General features: G+C 66.5%; 15 protein-coding genes and 2 pseudogenes. 8 read left to right on the plus strand and 9 right to left on the minus strand.

Features of this window, described 5'->3' with window-relative positions:
* Nucleotides 1-203 (minus strand): annotated as a pseudogene (locus VB716_RS00880) (heme oxygenase); the annotation flags it as partial.
* A gap of 97 nt (nucleotides 204-300) precedes the next feature.
* Complete coding sequence (locus VB716_RS00885) at nucleotides 301-966, minus strand: Fe2+-dependent dioxygenase (RefSeq protein WP_197155027.1); 666 nt, start codon at nucleotides 964-966, stop codon at nucleotides 301-303.
* 184 nt (nucleotides 967-1,150) lie between these two features.
* Here VB716_RS00885 and VB716_RS00890 point away from each other — a divergent pair, with 184 nt between their 5' ends.
* The 4 genes from VB716_RS00890 to VB716_RS00905 all read left to right on the plus strand — a co-directional run bounded on the left by VB716_RS00890 (nucleotide 1,151) and on the right by VB716_RS00905 (nucleotide 4,551).
* Nucleotides 1,151-1,402, plus strand: coding sequence for a hypothetical protein (locus VB716_RS00890; RefSeq protein ID WP_197155025.1), 252 nt, complete (start codon nucleotides 1,151-1,153; stop codon nucleotides 1,400-1,402).
* On the plus strand, nucleotides 1,399-2,337 hold the full coding sequence (locus VB716_RS00895; RefSeq protein WP_231597857.1) for an ion channel: 939 nt from the start codon (nucleotides 1,399-1,401) through the stop codon (nucleotides 2,335-2,337). The genes VB716_RS00890 and VB716_RS00895 overlap by 4 nt, the downstream gene beginning before the upstream one ends.
* Nucleotides 2,338-2,512: 175 nt before the next feature.
* Entirely contained in the window at nucleotides 2,513-3,310 is a 798-nt protein-coding gene (locus VB716_RS00900) for an acyl-CoA desaturase (protein WP_322757094.1), read from the plus strand.
* A gap of 302 nt (nucleotides 3,311-3,612) precedes the next feature.
* On the plus strand, nucleotides 3,613-4,551 hold the full coding sequence (locus tag VB716_RS00905; protein ID WP_197159233.1) for a phycobilisome rod-core linker polypeptide: 939 nt from the start codon (nucleotides 3,613-3,615) through the stop codon (nucleotides 4,549-4,551).
* Nucleotides 4,552-4,698: 147 nt separating this feature from the next.
* Here the strand turns inward: VB716_RS00905 and VB716_RS00910 are convergent, their stop codons facing one another.
* Nucleotides 4,699-6,000, minus strand: a complete 1,302-nt coding sequence (locus tag VB716_RS00910) for a NupC/NupG family nucleoside CNT transporter (protein WP_323269483.1) — start codon at nucleotides 5,998-6,000, stop codon at nucleotides 4,699-4,701.
* 90 nt (nucleotides 6,001-6,090) lie between these two features.
* Nucleotides 6,091-6,652: pseudogene (locus VB716_RS00915) on the minus strand (ferritin family protein); the annotation flags it as partial.
* Between the two features lie 198 nt (nucleotides 6,653-6,850).
* On the opposite strand from VB716_RS00915, the gene VB716_RS00920 reads away from it, so the two are divergent.
* The 3 genes from VB716_RS00920 (at nucleotide 6,851) to gorA (ending at nucleotide 9,357) form a co-directional block, all read left to right on the plus strand.
* Nucleotides 6,851-7,156 carry a metalloregulator ArsR/SmtB family transcription factor gene (locus VB716_RS00920; protein WP_323250034.1) on the plus strand — a complete coding sequence of 102 codons (306 nt, stop codon included), beginning with the start codon at nucleotides 6,851-6,853 and terminating at the stop codon, nucleotides 7,154-7,156.
* 41 nt (nucleotides 7,157-7,197) lie between these two features.
* Nucleotides 7,198-7,851 carry a pentapeptide repeat-containing protein gene (locus tag VB716_RS00925; RefSeq protein ID WP_323269484.1) on the plus strand — a complete coding sequence of 218 codons (654 nt, stop codon included), beginning with the start codon at nucleotides 7,198-7,200 and terminating at the stop codon, nucleotides 7,849-7,851.
* A gap of 99 nt (nucleotides 7,852-7,950) precedes the next feature.
* Nucleotides 7,951-9,357, plus strand: coding sequence for a glutathione-disulfide reductase (gorA, locus tag VB716_RS00930; RefSeq protein WP_323269485.1), 1,407 nt, complete (start codon nucleotides 7,951-7,953; stop codon nucleotides 9,355-9,357).
* 5 nt (nucleotides 9,358-9,362) lie between these two features.
* Here gorA and VB716_RS00935 read toward each other — a convergent pair whose 3' ends face one another.
* The 4 genes from VB716_RS00935 to cysK all read right to left on the minus strand — a co-directional run bounded on the left by VB716_RS00935 (nucleotide 9,363) and on the right by cysK (nucleotide 14,646).
* Nucleotides 9,363-12,152, minus strand: coding sequence for a cation-transporting P-type ATPase (locus VB716_RS00935; RefSeq protein ID WP_323269486.1), 2,790 nt, complete (start codon nucleotides 12,150-12,152; stop codon nucleotides 9,363-9,365).
* A gap of 81 nt (nucleotides 12,153-12,233) precedes the next feature.
* Entirely contained in the window at nucleotides 12,234-12,632 is a 399-nt protein-coding gene (locus tag VB716_RS00940; protein WP_322757100.1) for a hypothetical protein, read from the minus strand.
* A gap of 154 nt (nucleotides 12,633-12,786) precedes the next feature.
* The gene (locus tag VB716_RS00945; protein WP_197155003.1) at nucleotides 12,787-13,251 is read right to left on the minus strand and encodes a CAAD domain-containing protein; all 465 of its coding nucleotides are present in this window, start codon (nucleotides 13,249-13,251) and stop codon (nucleotides 12,787-12,789) included.
* Between the two features lie 417 nt (nucleotides 13,252-13,668).
* Complete coding sequence (gene cysK, locus VB716_RS00950) at nucleotides 13,669-14,646, minus strand: cysteine synthase A (protein WP_197170045.1); 978 nt, start codon at nucleotides 14,644-14,646, stop codon at nucleotides 13,669-13,671.
* 238 nt (nucleotides 14,647-14,884) lie between these two features.
* On the opposite strand from cysK, the gene VB716_RS00955 reads away from it, so the two are divergent.
* Nucleotides 14,885-16,573 (plus strand): SulP family inorganic anion transporter, encoded by a 1,689-nt coding sequence (locus VB716_RS00955; RefSeq protein ID WP_197170044.1) that lies wholly within the window; start codon nucleotides 14,885-14,887, stop codon nucleotides 16,571-16,573.
* Between the two features lie 27 nt (nucleotides 16,574-16,600).
* Here the strand turns inward: VB716_RS00955 and VB716_RS00960 are convergent, their stop codons facing one another.
* A complete protein-coding gene (locus tag VB716_RS00960; RefSeq protein ID WP_323269487.1) occupies nucleotides 16,601-17,296 on the minus strand; it encodes a Coq4 family protein in 696 nt (231 codons plus the stop codon).
* Between the last annotated feature and the right edge of the window lie 54 nt (nucleotides 17,297-17,350).

Here is a 17,350-nt window from a genome sequence, read left to right on the forward strand (position 1 = left end):
AGGGCCCGCAGCAGGGCGGCCAGCTGCAGCGGACTGGCTTCTCCGGCCAGCAGCGAGCGGGAGAAGGCCATGCCTTCCGCCTTGTGGTGCGCGGCGCCGATGCGGCCATGCAGCCGCCGGACGCGTGGCCCGAACCCCTTGCGCATCACGGCATCGGCAGGCCGGGCATGGTCCGAGATGGACCCGGGGATGGCAGCAGTCATGGGCGGACACGCCGAAAGCGACGAAGCAACAGTCAAACTGTATAACGCTACTGTTGTTACGCAGAAAGACTGTTACATGGCTTCCGGGGCGCCGGCCTCACTCGCCCCACATCCGCAGCAGGTTGGTGTAGCTGCGGCAGAGCAGATCGAAGATCTCCCCCTTGCCCTGCTGCTGAAACAGGGCCCGCCGCGCCGCGTCCAGCTCAAACAGCAGTTCCCGCTGTTCACTGCTGCGGATGCGACTCTGGATCCAGCCCACCGCCACCAGGCGCTCACCGGCGGTGACCGGCTCGACCCGATGCAGCAGGGTGCTGGGATACACGATCGCCTGGCCTGAGCCGAGACGCACGCGCTCCTCCCGATCCGGCGACTCCAGCACCAGATCACCACCCTCGTAGGCCGCTGGATCGGTGAGGGCCACCGTGAAGGACAGGTCAGAGCGACCACCGGCCATGAAGGCGTTATCCACGTGGCGCCCATAGCCCTCGCCAGGGCCGGTGAGGCTGAACAGCACCCCATGGACATGCAACGGCAGGGCCGCCGAACGCACCAGCGGATCGGCCAGCAGGGCCTCCCGCACCTGAGCCTCCAGCTGGTGATGCAGGTCGGAGCCCCGCTCCAGCTGCCGGTTGCGTTTCACCCCGCGGGCATGCCAACCGGCGGTTTCGGCACCGGGCCGCCAGGGAGCGTCGTCGGCCCGCAGCGCCTCAGCCAGGGCACGGGTCGCCTCAGGGCTGAACAGGGGCTCGACAATGAAGCGCATGAACGGAGGCCGTCGGTGGATCCCACCATGCTTTGCCGTTGGATCACGCCGCGCTGTGCCTGTTGATCCGCGCCACTGCGGCGGTTGATCACGTCAGCCAGGCCGATGGATCACGACCTGCTCCGCCCAGCAGCCACCGCCGGGCGCGGTCTCCTCAAGAATGGTGGCCAGCCGCACCACCTCCATGGCCCGCCCCAGCATCGCTCTGTTTCTTGCCACCGCCGGCCTGATGGCCGGAGCCGTGGGCTGCGGCAAGGCACCCGACTCCGGCAGTGGCGGCGAAGAGTCGTCCGGCATGAGCACGCCGGCTCCGCAGACCGCACCGAAGATGCAGAAGGAAGCGATGGGCGAGGGGGCGATGCAGGGCAAGACCAAGGATCAGGAGATGCACGGTTCAGATGAAGGCGGTGAAGGCGGCGAAGGCGGCGAGGAGTGAGCCAGAGGCGGCCGCAGCGCCGACCCGAACAACGGGAACAGGCCAGACGCCTGAGGGGCCTGCTCACGATCACCGAGGCACAGAGCGGCTTCCGCCACTGGCGAGAGCCCTACCTGCTGATGCTGTCCGTGTCGTGGCCCCTGTTCCTGGGGCTGATCACGACGCTGTACCTGCTGATCAACCTGCTGTTCGCCGCGCTGTACCGGCTGGATCCGGCCGGCATCGGCGGGGTTTCAGGCGGAGGCGCGGCCAGTTTCGCGGACGCCTTCTTCTTCAGCGTCCAGACCCTGGGCTCGATCGGCTACGGCGTGCTCCACCCCAGCAGCCTCACCGCCCACCTGATCGTGACCGCCGAGGCGCTGACGGGGCTGATCTTCATCGCCCTCACCACCGGCCTGGCCTTTGCCCGCTTTTCCCGCAGCTCGGCCCGGATCCGTTTCTCCAGCCTGGCGGCGGTGCATCCCTACAACGGCGTTCCCACCCTCACCTTCCGGGTGGCCAATGAGCGACGCAACACCATCCTGGGAGCGAATCTGAAGGCCTACCTCAGCATCGACGAGCGCAGCAGCGAAGGCCACCGGATGCGGCGACTGCATCCCCTGCGCCTCAGCCGGGAAGACGGCATCGCCTTCACCCTGGCCTGGACGGCGATGCATCCGATCAACCGCGACAGCCCCCTGTGGGGACTGGGTCCCGACCAGCTGGCGGTGGACCATGCCGAGGTGGTGGTGTCCTTCAGCGGCACCGACGGAATCCTGGAGCGTCCAATCCACGCCCACGCCAGCTATCCGGTCGACTGCATCGCCTTCGGGCGCTGCTTCGTGGACATGGTGGAAACCGACGGTGCCCGGGCGGTGATCGACTTCTCCCGCTTCCACCAGACGCGCGCCTGCCCGATGCCAGACCCAGGGGAAGAACGGGCGGAGGAAGGCTGACCGTTCAGTCGAGCCGTGTCGGCTGCCTAGGATCAGTCCTGCTGTGAGCTGATTTCTGATCCCTCTTCGCCGCCGGCTGGCCTACGGATGTGGCCCCGTTCTGATCATCCTCAGCCATCTGGGCTGCCTGCTGCTGCTGAGCACGGGCCTGGAGCTGGGAGCAGCGCTGTGGGCCGTGGGGCTGTATCTGGCGCGGATGCTGGCCACCACGGCGATCTACCACCGGCTGATCACCCACGGCAGTTACCGGGCACCGCGGCCGATCTGGTGGCTTGGCTCCCTGGTGGCGGCCTCCGCCGGACAGATGGGACCGAGCTGGTGGAAGGCCCATCACCAGCAGCACCATCGCCATGTGGACACCCCCCGCGACCCCCACAGCCCCCTGCAGCCGGCGACGGGCTGGTGGCATGGCCTCTGGCGTTCCCAGGCGGGCTGGCTGCTGAGCAGCAGCTTCTTCCCCGAACAGCTGCCTGCGGATGTGGAAGCCGATCCGGTGCTGCGGGCGATCGACCGCTTGCACATGCTGCCGGTGCTGGCCCTGGCGGGCCTCTCCTACGCCCTGGGCGGCCTGCCCTGGCTGGCGGCCTTCTGCCTCAGCACCACGGTCCTGTTCCACGGCGTGGCGACGGTGAACTCCGCGGCCCACCTCTGGGGAGAGCAGCCCTTCGAGAGCGGCGATGCCAGCCGCAACAACCGCTGGGTCGCCCTGATCACCCTGGGTGAGGGTTGGCACAACCTGCACCACGCCTTCCCCTCCTCAGCCCGCCAGGGCCTGGGCCTGCGCCAGGGCGAACCGGTTGTCCTGCCCGATCCCACCTATCGCTTCATCCTGCTGCTGAAGCAGCTGGGCCTGGCCAGCCAGCTGCGCCTCCCCTCCGACCAGGCCCTGCGGGCCCGTCGCCGCCAAAGCGGTGGCAGCACAGCTGACCTGATCCGACTGGACAGCCATCAGGCCAGCCGCATGCGGGCCTGACGCCGAAGCCCGGGCGAAGCTTCAGCTTCAGGGACGAGGAGCCAGGAACGGAGGCCCAGGAGCTCGAGAGATCAAGAGCTCAGGGGGTTCGAGCCGGAGGGGATGGATAGGGAGGTCGACCGGACGAGATGCTCATAACATGACTACATATTTCGTGAGCAAACGCATCATTCAAGCAGTAGATTCGTAGAGTTTGCATACAGCGACGCCGTTGCATGATTTCCTCGGACAGTTACACCTAGCATCGCGCCGGCCATGACTGTTGCCATGTGCCCTCCCCTAGCCCTTTTGCCATTCTTCGCATGACCCTGGTCAGAGCGCCCCAGCTGGGCATTGATCGCTTCGCCAATGATCGCGACAAGGAAAGCTGGTCGCACGCCTCATCCGAGGACCGAAGCACCATCATCCGGGCGGTCTATCGGCAGGTTCTCGGCTATCAATACGTGATGGCCAGCGAGCGGCTGAGCGCCGTGGAATCCCTGTTCCGCAACGATTACCTCAACGTCCGCGAGCTGGTGCGGGCCGTCGCCAAGAGCGGCCTCTACCGCAGCCGCTTCTTCGAGAACAGCAATCCCTACCGTTTCATTGAGCTCAACCACAAGCATCTGCTCGGCCGGGCTCCCCAGAACAAGGCGGAGATGCTGCATCACTTCACAATCCTGCAGGAGCAGGGTTATGATGCAGAGATTGATTCCTACATCGATAGCGTCGAATATCAGGAGCGTTTCGGTCAGGATACCGTTCCCTATCTGCACGGCTGGGATTACTCCAAGGGCCATGAGGGCCGCCAGTTCTCCTGGCTGATGCAACTGGCCCGTGGCGCCGCCGCCTCAGCCAAGGGCGACGCCTCCGGCAACCAGTTCCGGCTTGGGAAAGCCCTCCATCAGGATCGGGCTCTGCCCGTCCAGGGTTCGGCACCCCGAGTGGTGATTGTCTCCACCGAAGGACCGTTCCAGGCCCTGGTGAGCACGACCCACGATCTGGGCGAGTCGTTCGAGTCCGGTGAGTTCCGCAGCACCCCCACCCAGAGCCATCGCCGCGAAGCCCTGCGGGTGGATGCCGGCAGCCGCAGCAGCGACGCCTCTGGCCGCGTGGTGACGATCACCGCCACCGGCATCGCCGACAATTCCTACGTCCGCAGTGGTGCCTACGTGCTGCGGATTCCCTTCAGCCGCATGAATGAAGCCCTGCGTCGGGTCAATCGCCTCGGCGGCCGGGTTGTGGATGTAGCGGTGAGCTGAGAGCTGCTGCCCAGGGTCGCCAACAACACCTGAGCAGTGGGGGCTCCCCGATGGCGGGAGCCCCTCAACCAAAAGTTTTCGGCGAGTCGTCATGCTTCGGGCCAGAACATCTGGTGCCCGCAGCTCTGGCATCAGCACCAACAACGCTTATGGTGTCAACGAGAATCCCGTGAATCCACCCAGCAATCCTGCCACTGCACCGGTGAGCAGGCAGGCCAGCGTGGAGGCCAGCAGCACGCGCCAGGCCAGTGTTCCCACCACTCCCTTCTGCTCGGGCGCCAACGCACACAACCCCCCCACAAAGATTCCCAGCGAGGGGAGATGGGCAAAGCCGCAGAGTGCGTAGGCGAGGATCACCACCGAGCGCGGATCGCTCCATTGGCCCGCCTGCAGGCTGCTGGCCAGGCTGACGAACGCAGGCACCTCCGTGGCCACCAGCCGCAACGCCAGCAGTTCCGAAGCTGGTACCGCGTCGCTGAAGGGCACTCCGATCATCCACACAAACGGAACAAACACCCAGGCCAGCAGGGATTGCAGCGTGGCCTGCGGCTGGCCGAACCAGCCGCCCACCCAGCCGATGCCTGAATTGGTCAAGGCGAGCAGTCCAACGAAGGCAATCAGCACGGCCGTGATGCCCACGGCCAGCTTCAGGCCATCGTTGGCGCCCTGGGTGATGGCCTCCACGCTGCTCCCATAGCGCACCTCTTGCACCGGCTCGGGCAGCAGCGGCCGTGATTCGCTGGCTGGTACAGGCAGCCGCACCAGCGGTGCCGGCACGAGGAGGCGCGCCATCATCACTGCCGCCGGAGCACTCAGCAGGTTGGCCGTGATCAGATGGCCGGCAATGCCCGGAAAGTGGGGCTGGAGCACACCCACATACAGCCCCAGCATGGTGCTGGCGATGGTGGCCATGCCGGCGGTGAGTACCACCGCCAGTTCATGCGGCTGGGCAGTGGCCAGATAAGGGCGAATCGTGAGCATCGATTCAATCCCCACAAACACATTGCTGGCGGTCACGGTTGCCTCCACGCCTGTGATTCCCAGGCTCCGGCGGAAGAAGCGCGCCAGAGTGGCAATCACCCTCTGCATGACCCCCAGGTGATAGAGCAGAGCCGTGAGAGCTGCGAAAAAAATGGCAATCGGGAAGGCCTGGAAGGCCAGGATCAAGCCCAGGCTGCCCTGTTCGCCCGCGGGCACCGCCAGCGAGCCAAACACGAATTCAGCACCCGTGCGGGCAGGCGCCAGTAGCGCCACCACAGCCCCATTCAGCCAGGAAAACACCACCCGGCCGAACGCCAGCTGAAACAGCAACACCCCAAGCCCCAGCTGGGTGGCCAGGGCCACCCCGATCAGCCGCCAGGGCGTGGCCCTCCGATCCTGCGAGAACAACCACGCCACCAAAAGCAGCAGTGCAATTCCCAGAGTTCCTCGCACCGCCTGCCAGAGCATGGTCCTTTTGCCACGGGTGCTGTAGCGGCGTCAACTTAAGGCGGCGCGGCCCATCCTGCGGCCATGGCTGAGATGGCAGAACATTGGAGATCGACGAAGCAGTCGCCCTTGAAGCCCCTGACGCAGGCCAGGCCAGCAACGGATCAACAGGTTGAAAAGTCTCCATGCCGATTCGCGTCCTGACACCAGGGCTCGCAAAAGTCGAACAACGGCGCGAAGGCATGGTCAGGATGGGCCTTGAGAGGGCGGTCGATGAGGATGGAACGCCAGGTGCCGATGTATTTCGAGAGGTAGAACGAATCCAGCACCCAGCTGAGCGGAAACCAGGTGATCGGCCGCTTGGTGCCGAGGCTGGGCAGATCGATCTCGATGCCTTCTGCCATCAGGGCACGGTTGAGAAAGCCTGCATGGCGCGCCTCATCGCGGGCCATCAGGTTGAACAGGCGGCTGAGCTCCGGACGGCCAGCCTTCTGCAATCGGCGGGAGAGCTCCTTGAACAGCAGAAAGCCGGAAAATCCAATACGCACGACTGCACCAGATCACTCTCTTGGTCCTCCGTCTCCGCTGCTGAACGATGACCCAGCCGGTTCAACGGCGCCTTGCGATCAACGTGCTCGCGGTTGTCATCGGCCTCCATCGCGCCGAGCATGGAATGGACTCGAAGCCGGGGCGAGGGCGCGACCGGAACGGCCGGGCTGTGCCGGGCTGGGACAGGACAACTTGAAACAACGTCATCGCAATACAACGTCTTGCCAGTTTTCTTGAAACAGCAGAGCGCGTTGAGGAGATGATGGAGATCCACGCTAGGCTTGGGCTCCAGCCATCGCCGCCTGCTGCGGCCCTCTCCGCGATGGACGCCCTCGCCGAATACTTCAAGGTCTTTTCCGAACCCAACCGGCTCGCCGTGCTCGACGCCCTGCGCGCCGGACCGCTCAACGTGACGGCCGTGGTGGAGAAGACAGGCCACAGCCAGGCCCTGGTATCGAAACACCTCAAGCTGCTCACCATCGCCGGTGTGGTGCGGCGACGGCCGGAGGGAAGCCTGGTGTTCTACGAGGTGATCGATAAAAGCGTGTTCAAGTTGCTGGCCCGCGCCGAAAAGTTGATGCTCTCGGCGAAGCGCCAGCAGCTCGACGCCCTGGCGGCGATCCTCTGACAGGCTGCCGAGCTGCTGTGTCGTCTCCCTCCTCTGCAGACGTGCCTGTCTCGCCAGGTCTGCCCACCGATCTTGCAAGCCTGCGCCAGGCCCTCGCCGCTGGAGATCGGCAGTTCCCGGGCCTGCAGCTCCGTGATCTCGATGGTGTCGATCTCGACCTGAGCGACTGTGACCTCAGCGGAGGCACCTTCCAGGAAGCCCGCTTCGGCCGCAGCCGCTGGCAACGGGCCCAGGTGACCGGTTGCCGTTTCCAGGGGGCCCTGCTCTGGGGAGCGGATCTTTCCGGGCTGCAGGCCGCGGGTTCCTTCTGGCACGACGCCGATCTCTCCGGCGCCCGGCTCCAGAACGCCGACTTCTCCGGGGCCCTGATGCACCGCTGCTGCCTGCGGGGGGTGGTGGCAGCCGGCAGCCACTGGCGCGACACCCGCCTGGTGGAGGCCGATTTCCGCAGCGGCCTCGACCAGCTCACTGATCTGGGCCGGGCCGATCTGCGGGGTGCCGATCTCAGCTATGCCCAGCTGCAGGGCTCCCAGCTGCACGGCGCCGACCTGCGCGGCGCCTGCCTCTACGGCGCCAACCTCTCGGGCGCCGATCTGAGTGAAGCCGATCTGAGCGGCTGCGACCTGCGCGACACATCCCTGGCCAGCGCCCGGCTCGACAAGGCCGTCCTCAGCGGCACCCTGCTGCCCGACTGAACGCCCGCTGATCACCTGACCTCAGAGACCTCGCCCAAGTGAGTTCGCCTGATTGACATAGCTTGAGGCCCAGCGATAGGCATCGAGAGCTCCCCTGCCATGAGCGACCACTTCGATCTGATCGTGCTCGGTGCCGGCTCCGGCGGCCTGGCCGCCGCCAAACGGGCCGCGTCCTACGGCGCCCGCGTGGCGATCGTGGAGGGGGATCGGGTGGGCGGCACCTGCGTGATCCGCGGCTGCGTGCCCAAGAAACTGCTGGTCTACGGCTCCGCCTACAAGCACCTGCTGGCCGATGCGGCCAGCTACGGCTGGTCGATGGGAGAGGTGCGCCACGACGCCGGCACCCTGCTCGCCAACGTGCGCGCCGAAGTGGATCGGCTCAACCAGTTGCACATCGGCCTGCTCGAGAAGGCGGGGGTGGAGCTGGTACGTGGCTGGGGCCACTTCCTCGATTCCCGCAGCATGGCAGTGACGGCAACACCAGCCACCCTCCGTGACCAGTCCTCGGAATCGGATCCGGCCCCCGGCAGCCCGCCCCGCATCCTGCGCGGTGAACGGATCCTGATCGCCGTGGGGGGCCGACCCACCCGCCCGCTGATCCAGGGGGCCGAGCAATGCTGGGTGAGCGACGACCTGTTCCTGCTCGAATCCTTGCCGGAGCGGGTCGTGATTGTGGGTGCGGGCTTCATCGCCTGCGAATTCGCCTGCATCCTCAATGGGCTCGGCGTCCAGGTGACCCAGCTGGTGCGCGGTGATCACCTGCTGCGCGGCTTTGATCTGGAGGCCGCCCACGCCGTGCAGGAGGGCATGGAAGCGGGCGGCATCGACATCCGCTTCGCCCACAGCCCCGCCCAGATCGCAGGAGAGCCGGGGGCCCTGGTGGTGACCACCCAGAGCGGCGAACAGATCGCCTGTGGTGGGGTGTTGCTGGCCACCGGCCGCCATCCCTATCTGGAGCCTCTGCACCTGGATGCGGCCGGCGTGGCCACAGACAACGGCCGGCGCATCCCGGTGGACAGAAACCAGGCCACCAACGTGCCCCATATCTACGCGGTGGGAGATGCCACCGACGTGATCAACCTCACCCCGGTGGCGGTGGATGAGGGGCGCGCCTTCGCCGACTCGGTGTATGGCGGCAAACCCAGGCAGGTGAACCATGACCTAGTGGCCAGTGCCGTATTCAGTCAGCCGGAACTGGCCACGGTGGGCCTGAGCGAAGAGGAGGCGATCGCCCGCTGCGGCCCTGAGGGCCTGCGGGTGCATCGGGCCCGGTTCCGCCCCATGGCCCAGGCCCTGCCCGCTCGAGGTCCGCGGGTGCTGCTCAAGCTGGTGGTGGAGGCGGCCACCGACAGGGTCCTGGGGGTTCAGATGGTGGGTGAGCACGCCGCCGAGATCATCCAGATGGCCGCCATTGCGATCGGCATGGGAGCCACCAAGGCGGACTTCGACCGAACCATGGCCCTGCACCCCAGCGTGTCTGAAGAATTCGTGACCATGGCCAACTGAGCCTGTCAACCGGCACGCTGCAGCGGCAGCAGACCCTTGCGCAGATCATCGGCCAGCAGGATGGTCACCGGCGCCACCAGCATCCAGGGCAGCCAGGCGGCAGGGAAGGGGGCCATGGCGAACAACTCCGCCAGGGCCGGCGTCAGGATCAAGGCGGCGGTGAGGGCCAGCTCAGCCATGACCCCAATCCAGAGCAGGGGATTGTCCCGCCAGGCCGGCAGCGACCAGCCGCTGCTCCGCTCCCTGCGGCAGGCCAGCAACACACCCACCTGGGAGAACACGATCAGGCAGAAGGCCACGGCGGAGGCCTGACGCTGCAACCAGAGCAACTCGGCTGGAGCACTGCGATGCAACAGGGCCGGCGCCAGCTGCCGCAGCGCCGCCAGATCAAAGCCCGCCCCCTGCCACACCAGCAGATAGCCCCCCATGGCCAGCACGGCCTCGATCAAGCCGAGGAACAGGTAGGCCCGCAGCAACAGGGCTCCGCTCAGCAACGGCGTATCCCGCTTCCGCGGTGGTCGGCGCATGCCACCGGCCTCCGGTGGCTCCGCCCCCAGACCCAGGGCCGGCAGCAGATCGGTGCCCAGATCCACCGCCAGGATCTGCAGCACCGTGAGGGCCGCGGGGATGCGCAGCGCCACCATCGCCAGGAACGGCAGGATCTCCGGCACGTTGGAGGCGAGGATGTAGGTGAGAAATTTGCCGATGTTGCTCACCACGGCCCGCCCGTAGCGGATCGCCTCGATGATCGTGGCGAAGTTGTCGTCCAGCAGAACGATGTCCGCCGCTTCCCGGGCGACATCGGTGCCATTGCATCCCATCGCCAGGCCCACATCGGCGGCTCGCAGGGCCGGGGCATCGTTGACACCGTCGCCGGTCACGGCCACCACCTCCCCGAGGGCGCGATAGGCCTGCACCAGCCGTAGCTTCTGCTCTGGAGCCATCCGGGCAAACACCAGGCGGGTGCGGAATTTGAGCAGCTGGCGCAGCTGCACATCACTGATCCGGGCCAGGGCGTCACCCTCGATCACCCGCACCGGATCCGCCTGACGGACGGCGCTGGGCTCAAGCAGGCCGATCTGCTGGGCGATGGCCTGGGCGGTCACGCCGTAGTCGCCCGTCACCATGGTGACCTTGATGCCGGCCTCGCGGCAGCGCCGGATCGCCTCGGGCACCTCCGGCCGTGGGGGGTCGTACAACCCCAGCAACCCCACGAACACCTGCTGCTGCTCCACAGCCTCACTGGCATCCGTGCCGGACCCGCCATCGTGGGGCAGCAGCCGTATCGCCACGGCGATCACCCGGTAGCCCTGGCTCGCCAGCCGGTCATTGGCCTCGCGGATGCGGCGACGCTCGGGCTCCAGCAAGGGGATCGGACCCGCCGCAGCCATGCCCGACACGCAATGGTCGAGCACTTCCAGCGGCGCCCCCTTGGTGATGACCAGAGCCTGAGACTCCAGCCAGCCCCAGCCCTTTCCACCGGACTGCCAGCCCGGGCCCGCCTCCACCACCACGCTCATGCGACGGCGGTGCGAATCAAACGGAATCTCCTGGCGGCGGGGATGGAGCTGGGGCAACCGCTCGGGGTTCAGTCCGGCCGCATCGGCCGCCACCAGCAGGGCCGCCTCGGTGGGATCGCCCACCACATGCCGGGCCGGGGCCAGCTCGAGATGGGCGTTGGAACACAGGCACGACCAGACCAGCAACCAGTTGTGCAGCAGCGGGTCCGGGTTCGGCAGCCAGGTGTCCTGCACTGCCATGCGATTGCAGGTGAGGGTGCCGGTCTTGTCGCTGCAGATCACGCTCACCGACCCGAGCGTTTCGATCGCCGACAGACGCCGCACCAACGCGTTGCGCTGGGCCATGCGGCGCACGTTCAGGGCCAGGGCGAGGGTGACGCTGGGGAGCAGTCCCTCCGGCACATTCGCCACCAGGATCCCCACGGCGAACACCAGGCCCTCCAAGGGCCCCATACCGACAAACACGAGGCTGAGACCGAACACGAGCAGCCCCATCGAGACCGCGATCGTGGTGATCACCCGCACGATGCGGGCCACCTGCCGTTCGAGGGTGCTGGGGCTGCGTTCGGTGCTGGCCGTGAGGTGGGCCACCTGACCGAACTCGGTCTCGGCGCCGGTGGCATAGACCACGGCAATGCCACGGCCGGCGGCCACGGTAGTGCCGGCCAGCACCAGATTGGAGCGCTCGCGCGTGGGGATCGGATGGTCACTGCGCTCCGGCGGCAGCGTTTCGGCCTGACGGGCCACCGGCAGGGATTCGCCGGTCAGAACCGACACATCCAGATAAAGCCGGATCGATTCGAGCAGGCGCCCATCCGCCGGCACCTGATCGCCTTCCTCCAGGGCGACCCGATCGCCTGGAACAAGCTGATCGGCCTGGCAGGTCTGCAGCTGACCATCGCGCCACACCTGCACCTGGCGGGGCAGGGCGCGCGTCAGGGCAGCCAGGGTGCGTTCAGCCTGGAATTCCTGCCAGAAGGAGAACGCCCCGTTGATCAGCACCACGGCCCAGATCGCCCAGCCGAGGGCCGGGGTCCCAGCAACAAAGGCCAGGCCGCCGGCGATCCAGAGCAACAGGGCCATGAAATGCACCAGCTGATCCACAAACCGCAGCCAGAGGGAGCGGCGACGCAGGGCCGGCAGACTGTTGGACCCGAAGCGCTCCAGTCGCCGCAGAGCCTCGGCGCTGCTCAGCCCGGTCGGGGTGGTCTGCAGGGCGTCGCACACCTCGCGCTGCGGGAGCGACCAGATCGGCTGGGCGGCGGAGAGCAGCACGAAGCCTGAGCGGCAGGGTGATCCAAGAGTGGATCGCCCGACTCACGGCGTCAGTGCTGGCGGGCAGTGCCTTTTTGAAGCTCAGGAGTCGGCGATGCCCCAGGCCTGGCGGATCGCTGGATTGGTCAGTTCCCAGGCGTGCTCGGTGGGAACCACGGCAGCCCGATGCCGAGCCGGCTGAAGCTCGCGGCGCTCCATCTCAGCGTGCAGCAGGCTGATGAAGCGTTCACTCTCCTGGCGCAGCAGGGCCACATGGGCGGCACCGCCGGCCGCCGCGCGCATCTCTGGCTTGCTGGCACAGAGATCGAGACCCTGCAGATGCTCTTCCAGCCAGACCGCCTCGTATTGGAGCATCGAATCGCTGCAGTCGTGCAGCTGCCGTTCGTAGGCAGTCAGGTGCCCCTCCAGCTGGGCCGGCGGCGTGGCTGGAGAAGGCGCCTTTGCATTGAGGCGCTGCATGATCTCGCGGAGATGGCTCATGCCTCGGCTGCAGACGGAACAATCGGTTTGTTGGGAGGGTAGGAGCGGCCGTCAGCTCCGCGACCCAGGCGGTGCCATGCCGTTACGGAAGCCGTGATCGACTGAAGCCGCTCCAGACCAGGCCGGTTCTGACCGAAATCCGTCGTGACCAGGCCTAACCCAGCAGATCCTTGCGGATCTGGTGGATGCGGCTGAGCAGCTCGGCGCGCTTCTGCTGCCGCAGGGCGTTGCGGGCGAGAAAATTAAGCACCGCCACCAGACCGACCAGCTCCAGCAGGCCACCAATCAAGGGCAACTCATCGATAGCCTGCAAGGTGGCACCCGTGAGCTTGAGCGCCACACCGGCCACCACGGCCAGGAGCAGCAGCCGCGCCACCGGCAGCAGATCCTCGAAGGACTTCAGCTGGGATGCTCCAAGCTTGCCCAGCACCTGATTGAGAAACTGGAGCGGCAACCGCAGGGCCTCTGCGGCAGAGGTTTCGGCCGCTGCCCCTGCTGGCTGCGCTGGCCGCGGGGCCAGGGGCGCGGGCTCAGCCACCGGAATCACAGGATGGATCGCCTGCACCACAGGCTTCTCAGGCAGATCCTCCAGAACGGGGGCGGGGGCAGGGCTCGCCACCGGGACAGCCGTCGCAGACATGACCTCAACGTGAACATCCCCCTCTCTGGCGGCTTCGGGCGCTGACGCGATGGCCGCAACAGGGTTCTCGAGCGGCGGGGCCTTCAGCTCAGAACCGGACTGCAGCTCAGCGACAGTCCCTGGCACACCCGCTGAAGGCTGGTGCATCTCGGGCTCAGAGGGAGCTGACTGCGCTGGCTCAGACGACTCGGCTGGTGGATGAAAAGCTTCTGGCTGAGCATCAACTGGTTGCGCTTCAGCTGGTTGCGCTTCAGCTGGTTGCGCTTCGACAGGTTGCGCTTCGACTGGAAGACCAGCTGGGGAGTCGTTCTCCGGCATCGGACCTTCGGCTGCGACGGATCACCCCCTTATACAAGGCCTCTCCCGCACCCTTCATCGGTGTCAACACGGGTTGGTTCAGACCGCCAGGCCACGCTCGTTGAACACGCCTTCGAAGAGGGCCGAACTGAGATAGCGCTCACCGGAATCGGGAAGCACCACCACGATCGTCCTGCCGGCGAAAGCCTCCTCCCGCGCCAGCCGCAAGGCAGCAACGGTGGCCGCTCCGCAGGAAATGCCGGCCAGGATGCCTTCCTCACACATCAGACGGCGCGCCATGCCCATCGCGTCGTCGTCGCTCACGGTTTCGACGCGATCGACCAGATCCAGATCCAGGTTGTCGGGCAGGAAACCGGCCCCGATGCCCTGGATCTTGTGGGATCCGGGCTGCAGCGGCAGGTTGGCCTTCGCCTGGCTGATCACCGGACTGTTGACCGGCTCCACCGCCACCGAGACCAACGGCTGGCCCAGAGTGGTCTTGATGTAGCGGCTCACGCCGGAGATCGTGCCGCCGGTGCCGACCCCCGCCACCAGAACGTCCACCTCGCCATCAGCGTCGTTCCAGATCTCGGGGCCCGTGGTGTCGTGGTGAATCTGGGGATTGGCGGGATTGCTGAACTGCTGCAGCAGCACGTAGCGATCCGGATCAGACTCGGCCAGCTCCTTGGCAGCCCCGATCGCCCCGCCCATGCCCAGCCGCCCCTCGGTGAGCATCAAACGGGCGCCATAGGCCGTAAGCAGCTTGCGCCGCTCCAGGCTCATGGTTTCCGGCATGGTGAGCGTCAGGGGAATACCGCGCGAGGCCGCCACAAAGGCCAGGGCGATGCCGGTGTTACCGCTGGTGGGTTCGATCAGTTCCTTGCCCTGACCCAGCCGTCCGGCCTGCTCGGCCTGCCAGATCATGGCCGCACCGATGCGGCACTTCACCGAATAGGCGGGATTGCGCCCCTCGATCTTGGCGAGAACCCTCGCCCCGCAACCGGCCGTGACCCGGTTGAGCTGCACCATCGGGGTATTGCCGATGCTGAGGCTGTTGTCGGTATAGATCGGGCTCATCCGCCGGTACCAAATCCGCTGGCACCCTAGGCAGCCCCTTTTCGGATGCCTTCAGCAGGAGCAAAACCCTGGGAAAACAGGCCATACGGACAGGATCTTTGTGAAGAGCGATGGCCCGGTTTCCGGATGAGCCCACGCGAACGGAGCCTCATCCCTAAGGTTCGCGTCACTCCGGCGGCCTGTATCGGGCAAGCATCTGACGCTGTGCCTTCGGAACATTTCCCTTGTCTGCATCTCCATGTCGCCTCCCGCTGCGCCGGCGTTCTCGCCCTCGGCAGTGTTCAACCGGATCAGCTCCCAGCACATCAAGGGGGACCTGTTCGGTGGCGTCACCGCCGCGGTGATCGCCCTTCCCATGGCCCTGGCCTTCGGTGTCGCCTCCGGAGCTGGTGCCGCCGCAGGCCTCTGGGGGGCCGTGCTAGTTGGCCTGTTCGCCGCCCTGTTCGGCGGCACCCCCACCCTGATCTCGGAGCCCACCGGTCCGATGACAGTGGTGATGACGGCGGTGATTGCCAAGCTCACCTCCCAGAATCCGGAACACGGCCTGGCCATGGCCTTCACCGTGGTGATGCTGGCGGGTCTGTTCCAGATCCTGTTCGGCTTCCTGAAGCTGGGCCGTTACGTCACGATGATGCCGTACACCGTGATCTCGGGCTTCATGTCCGGGATCGGCTTCATCCTGATCATTCTTCAGATCGGTCCCTTTCTGGGGCAGGCGATTCCCAAAGGTGGGGTGCTCGGCACCTTGAATGCCCTGCCGGGCCTGATCACCAGCGCCCGGCCCACCGAAGTGATCCTGGCGGTGATCACCCTGGCGATCCTCTGGCTGACGCCATCGAAGGTCAAGACGATTGCGCCGCCCCAGCTGATCGCCCTGATCCTGGGCACGCTCCTGTCCCTCTCGCTGCTGAGTGGCGGCGGCGATGGTGAAGAGATCCGCCGGATCGGCGAGATCGCCTCCGGTTTTCCGAAGCTGCAGCTGCCCTACTTCTCCCTGCCCCAGCTGGAGACGATGCTCGTCAACGGCGCCGTGCTCGGGATGCTGGGCTGTATCGATGCCCTGCTCACGGCGGTGATCGCCGACAGCATCACCCGCACCGAGAGCGATTCGAACAAGGAGCTGATCGGCCAGGGCCTCGGCAACCTCGTCTCGGGCCTGTTCGGCGGCATCGCCGGTGCCGGCGCCACCATGGGCACGGTGGTGAACATCCAGGCCGGTGGCCGCAGCGCCCTTTCGGGCATCACCCGCGCCCTGGTGCTGATGCTGGTGATCCTGGCGGGCACGCGCCTGGCGGCCCAGATCCCCCAGGCGGTGCTGGCCGGCATCGCCCTGAAAGTGGGTGTCGACATCGTCGACTGGAGCTTCCTCAAGCGCGCCCATCGGATCTCGATCAAGGGCGCCCTGATCATGTATCTGGTGATCGGCCTCACCGTGCTGGTCGATCTGATCGCGGCCGTGGGCATCGGCGTGTTCATCGCCAACATCCTCACCATCGACCGGATGAGTTCGCTCCAGTCGAAGCAGGTGAAATCCGTCAGCACCGCCGACGGAGAGCTCAATCTGCCCAGTGAGGAGAAGGCCCTGCTGGATCGGGGCAACGGCAAGGTGCTGCTGTTCCAGCTGACCGGCGCCATGATCTTCGGGGTGGCCAAGGCGATCGACCGGGAGCACAACGCCATCGGCAGTTGCCAGGCCATCGTGTTTGACCTCACGGAGGTGTCCCACCTGGGGGTCACCGCAGCCCTCGCCGTTGAGAACGCGGTGGAGGAGGCCCTGGAGAAAGGTCGGCAGGTGTTTGTGGTGGGGGCCAACGGCACCACCCGCAAGCGGCTCGAGAGGCTTGGTCTCTACGCCAAGCTGCCGGTGGATCACCTCGAGATCAGTCGTCATGAGGCGCTCGAGCGAGCGGTTGCGGGGCTCGTCTGAACGCAGGGAGATTCTGCGGGGCTCGGCTCAGGCGGCGGGTACTGCTGGGGTCAGTCCATAGGGCTCACCATCGGCGGGTTCGAGGATCCCCAGCTCCTCCCGCCAATCGGCCACCGGCCTGTGCCAGCCCTCTTCCCAGTGGGCCACGGCCAGGCAACTCGCCTGCCGAGCCATCGCCATGCCGTGCGCCACAGCCGCGCTCAGTCGCGGCAGGCGCTCGGTCTGGAAGCGGAAGGTGGCCAGTTGTCCGGCTGTGGTGAGCAGCACGTAGGCGGGAAAGCCGATCTGACAGGCGGTGATCGCCAGCACCCCACTTTCCCCTTCGGAAACCGTGCCGAATCCACTCACCACATGGTGGATGTCGTGGGTGGTGGCGATGCGCTGGGTCAACCAGTGGGCCTGGGTTCCCGTGGGCCTGGGCCGGAAGAATTCAGGGTCGTAGTCGAGCTGACGAATCAGCTGGGCGTAGCTGCGGCCCAGGCTTCCCTCCGGCAGCTGGATCAGCCGATCCAGATCCGGCTGCAGGGGCGGGTATCGGGCATCCATCATCGCGGCACCACCAGGGACGCTGCGAAAGCGGCCGATGCAGGCCTCCATATGCGGTGTGTCGAGCATGTTGTCGACCAGATCCGCCACCGAACCCAGGTCGCCACCACTGCGGCCGATCGCCGCCAGCAATTTGAGGTTGTTGGCGGCCCTGAGCAGTTCACCGAATCGAGCCATCCCTGGACGCGCGCCTACCTCCAGCATCGCCCCACCTCTGGCAACGCTGACCGG

Origin of the sequence: Synechococcus sp. CCY9201 (genome assembly GCF_034931105.1) — a bacterium.
Classification (GTDB): domain Bacteria; phylum Cyanobacteriota; class Cyanobacteriia; order PCC-6307; family Cyanobiaceae; genus CBW1002.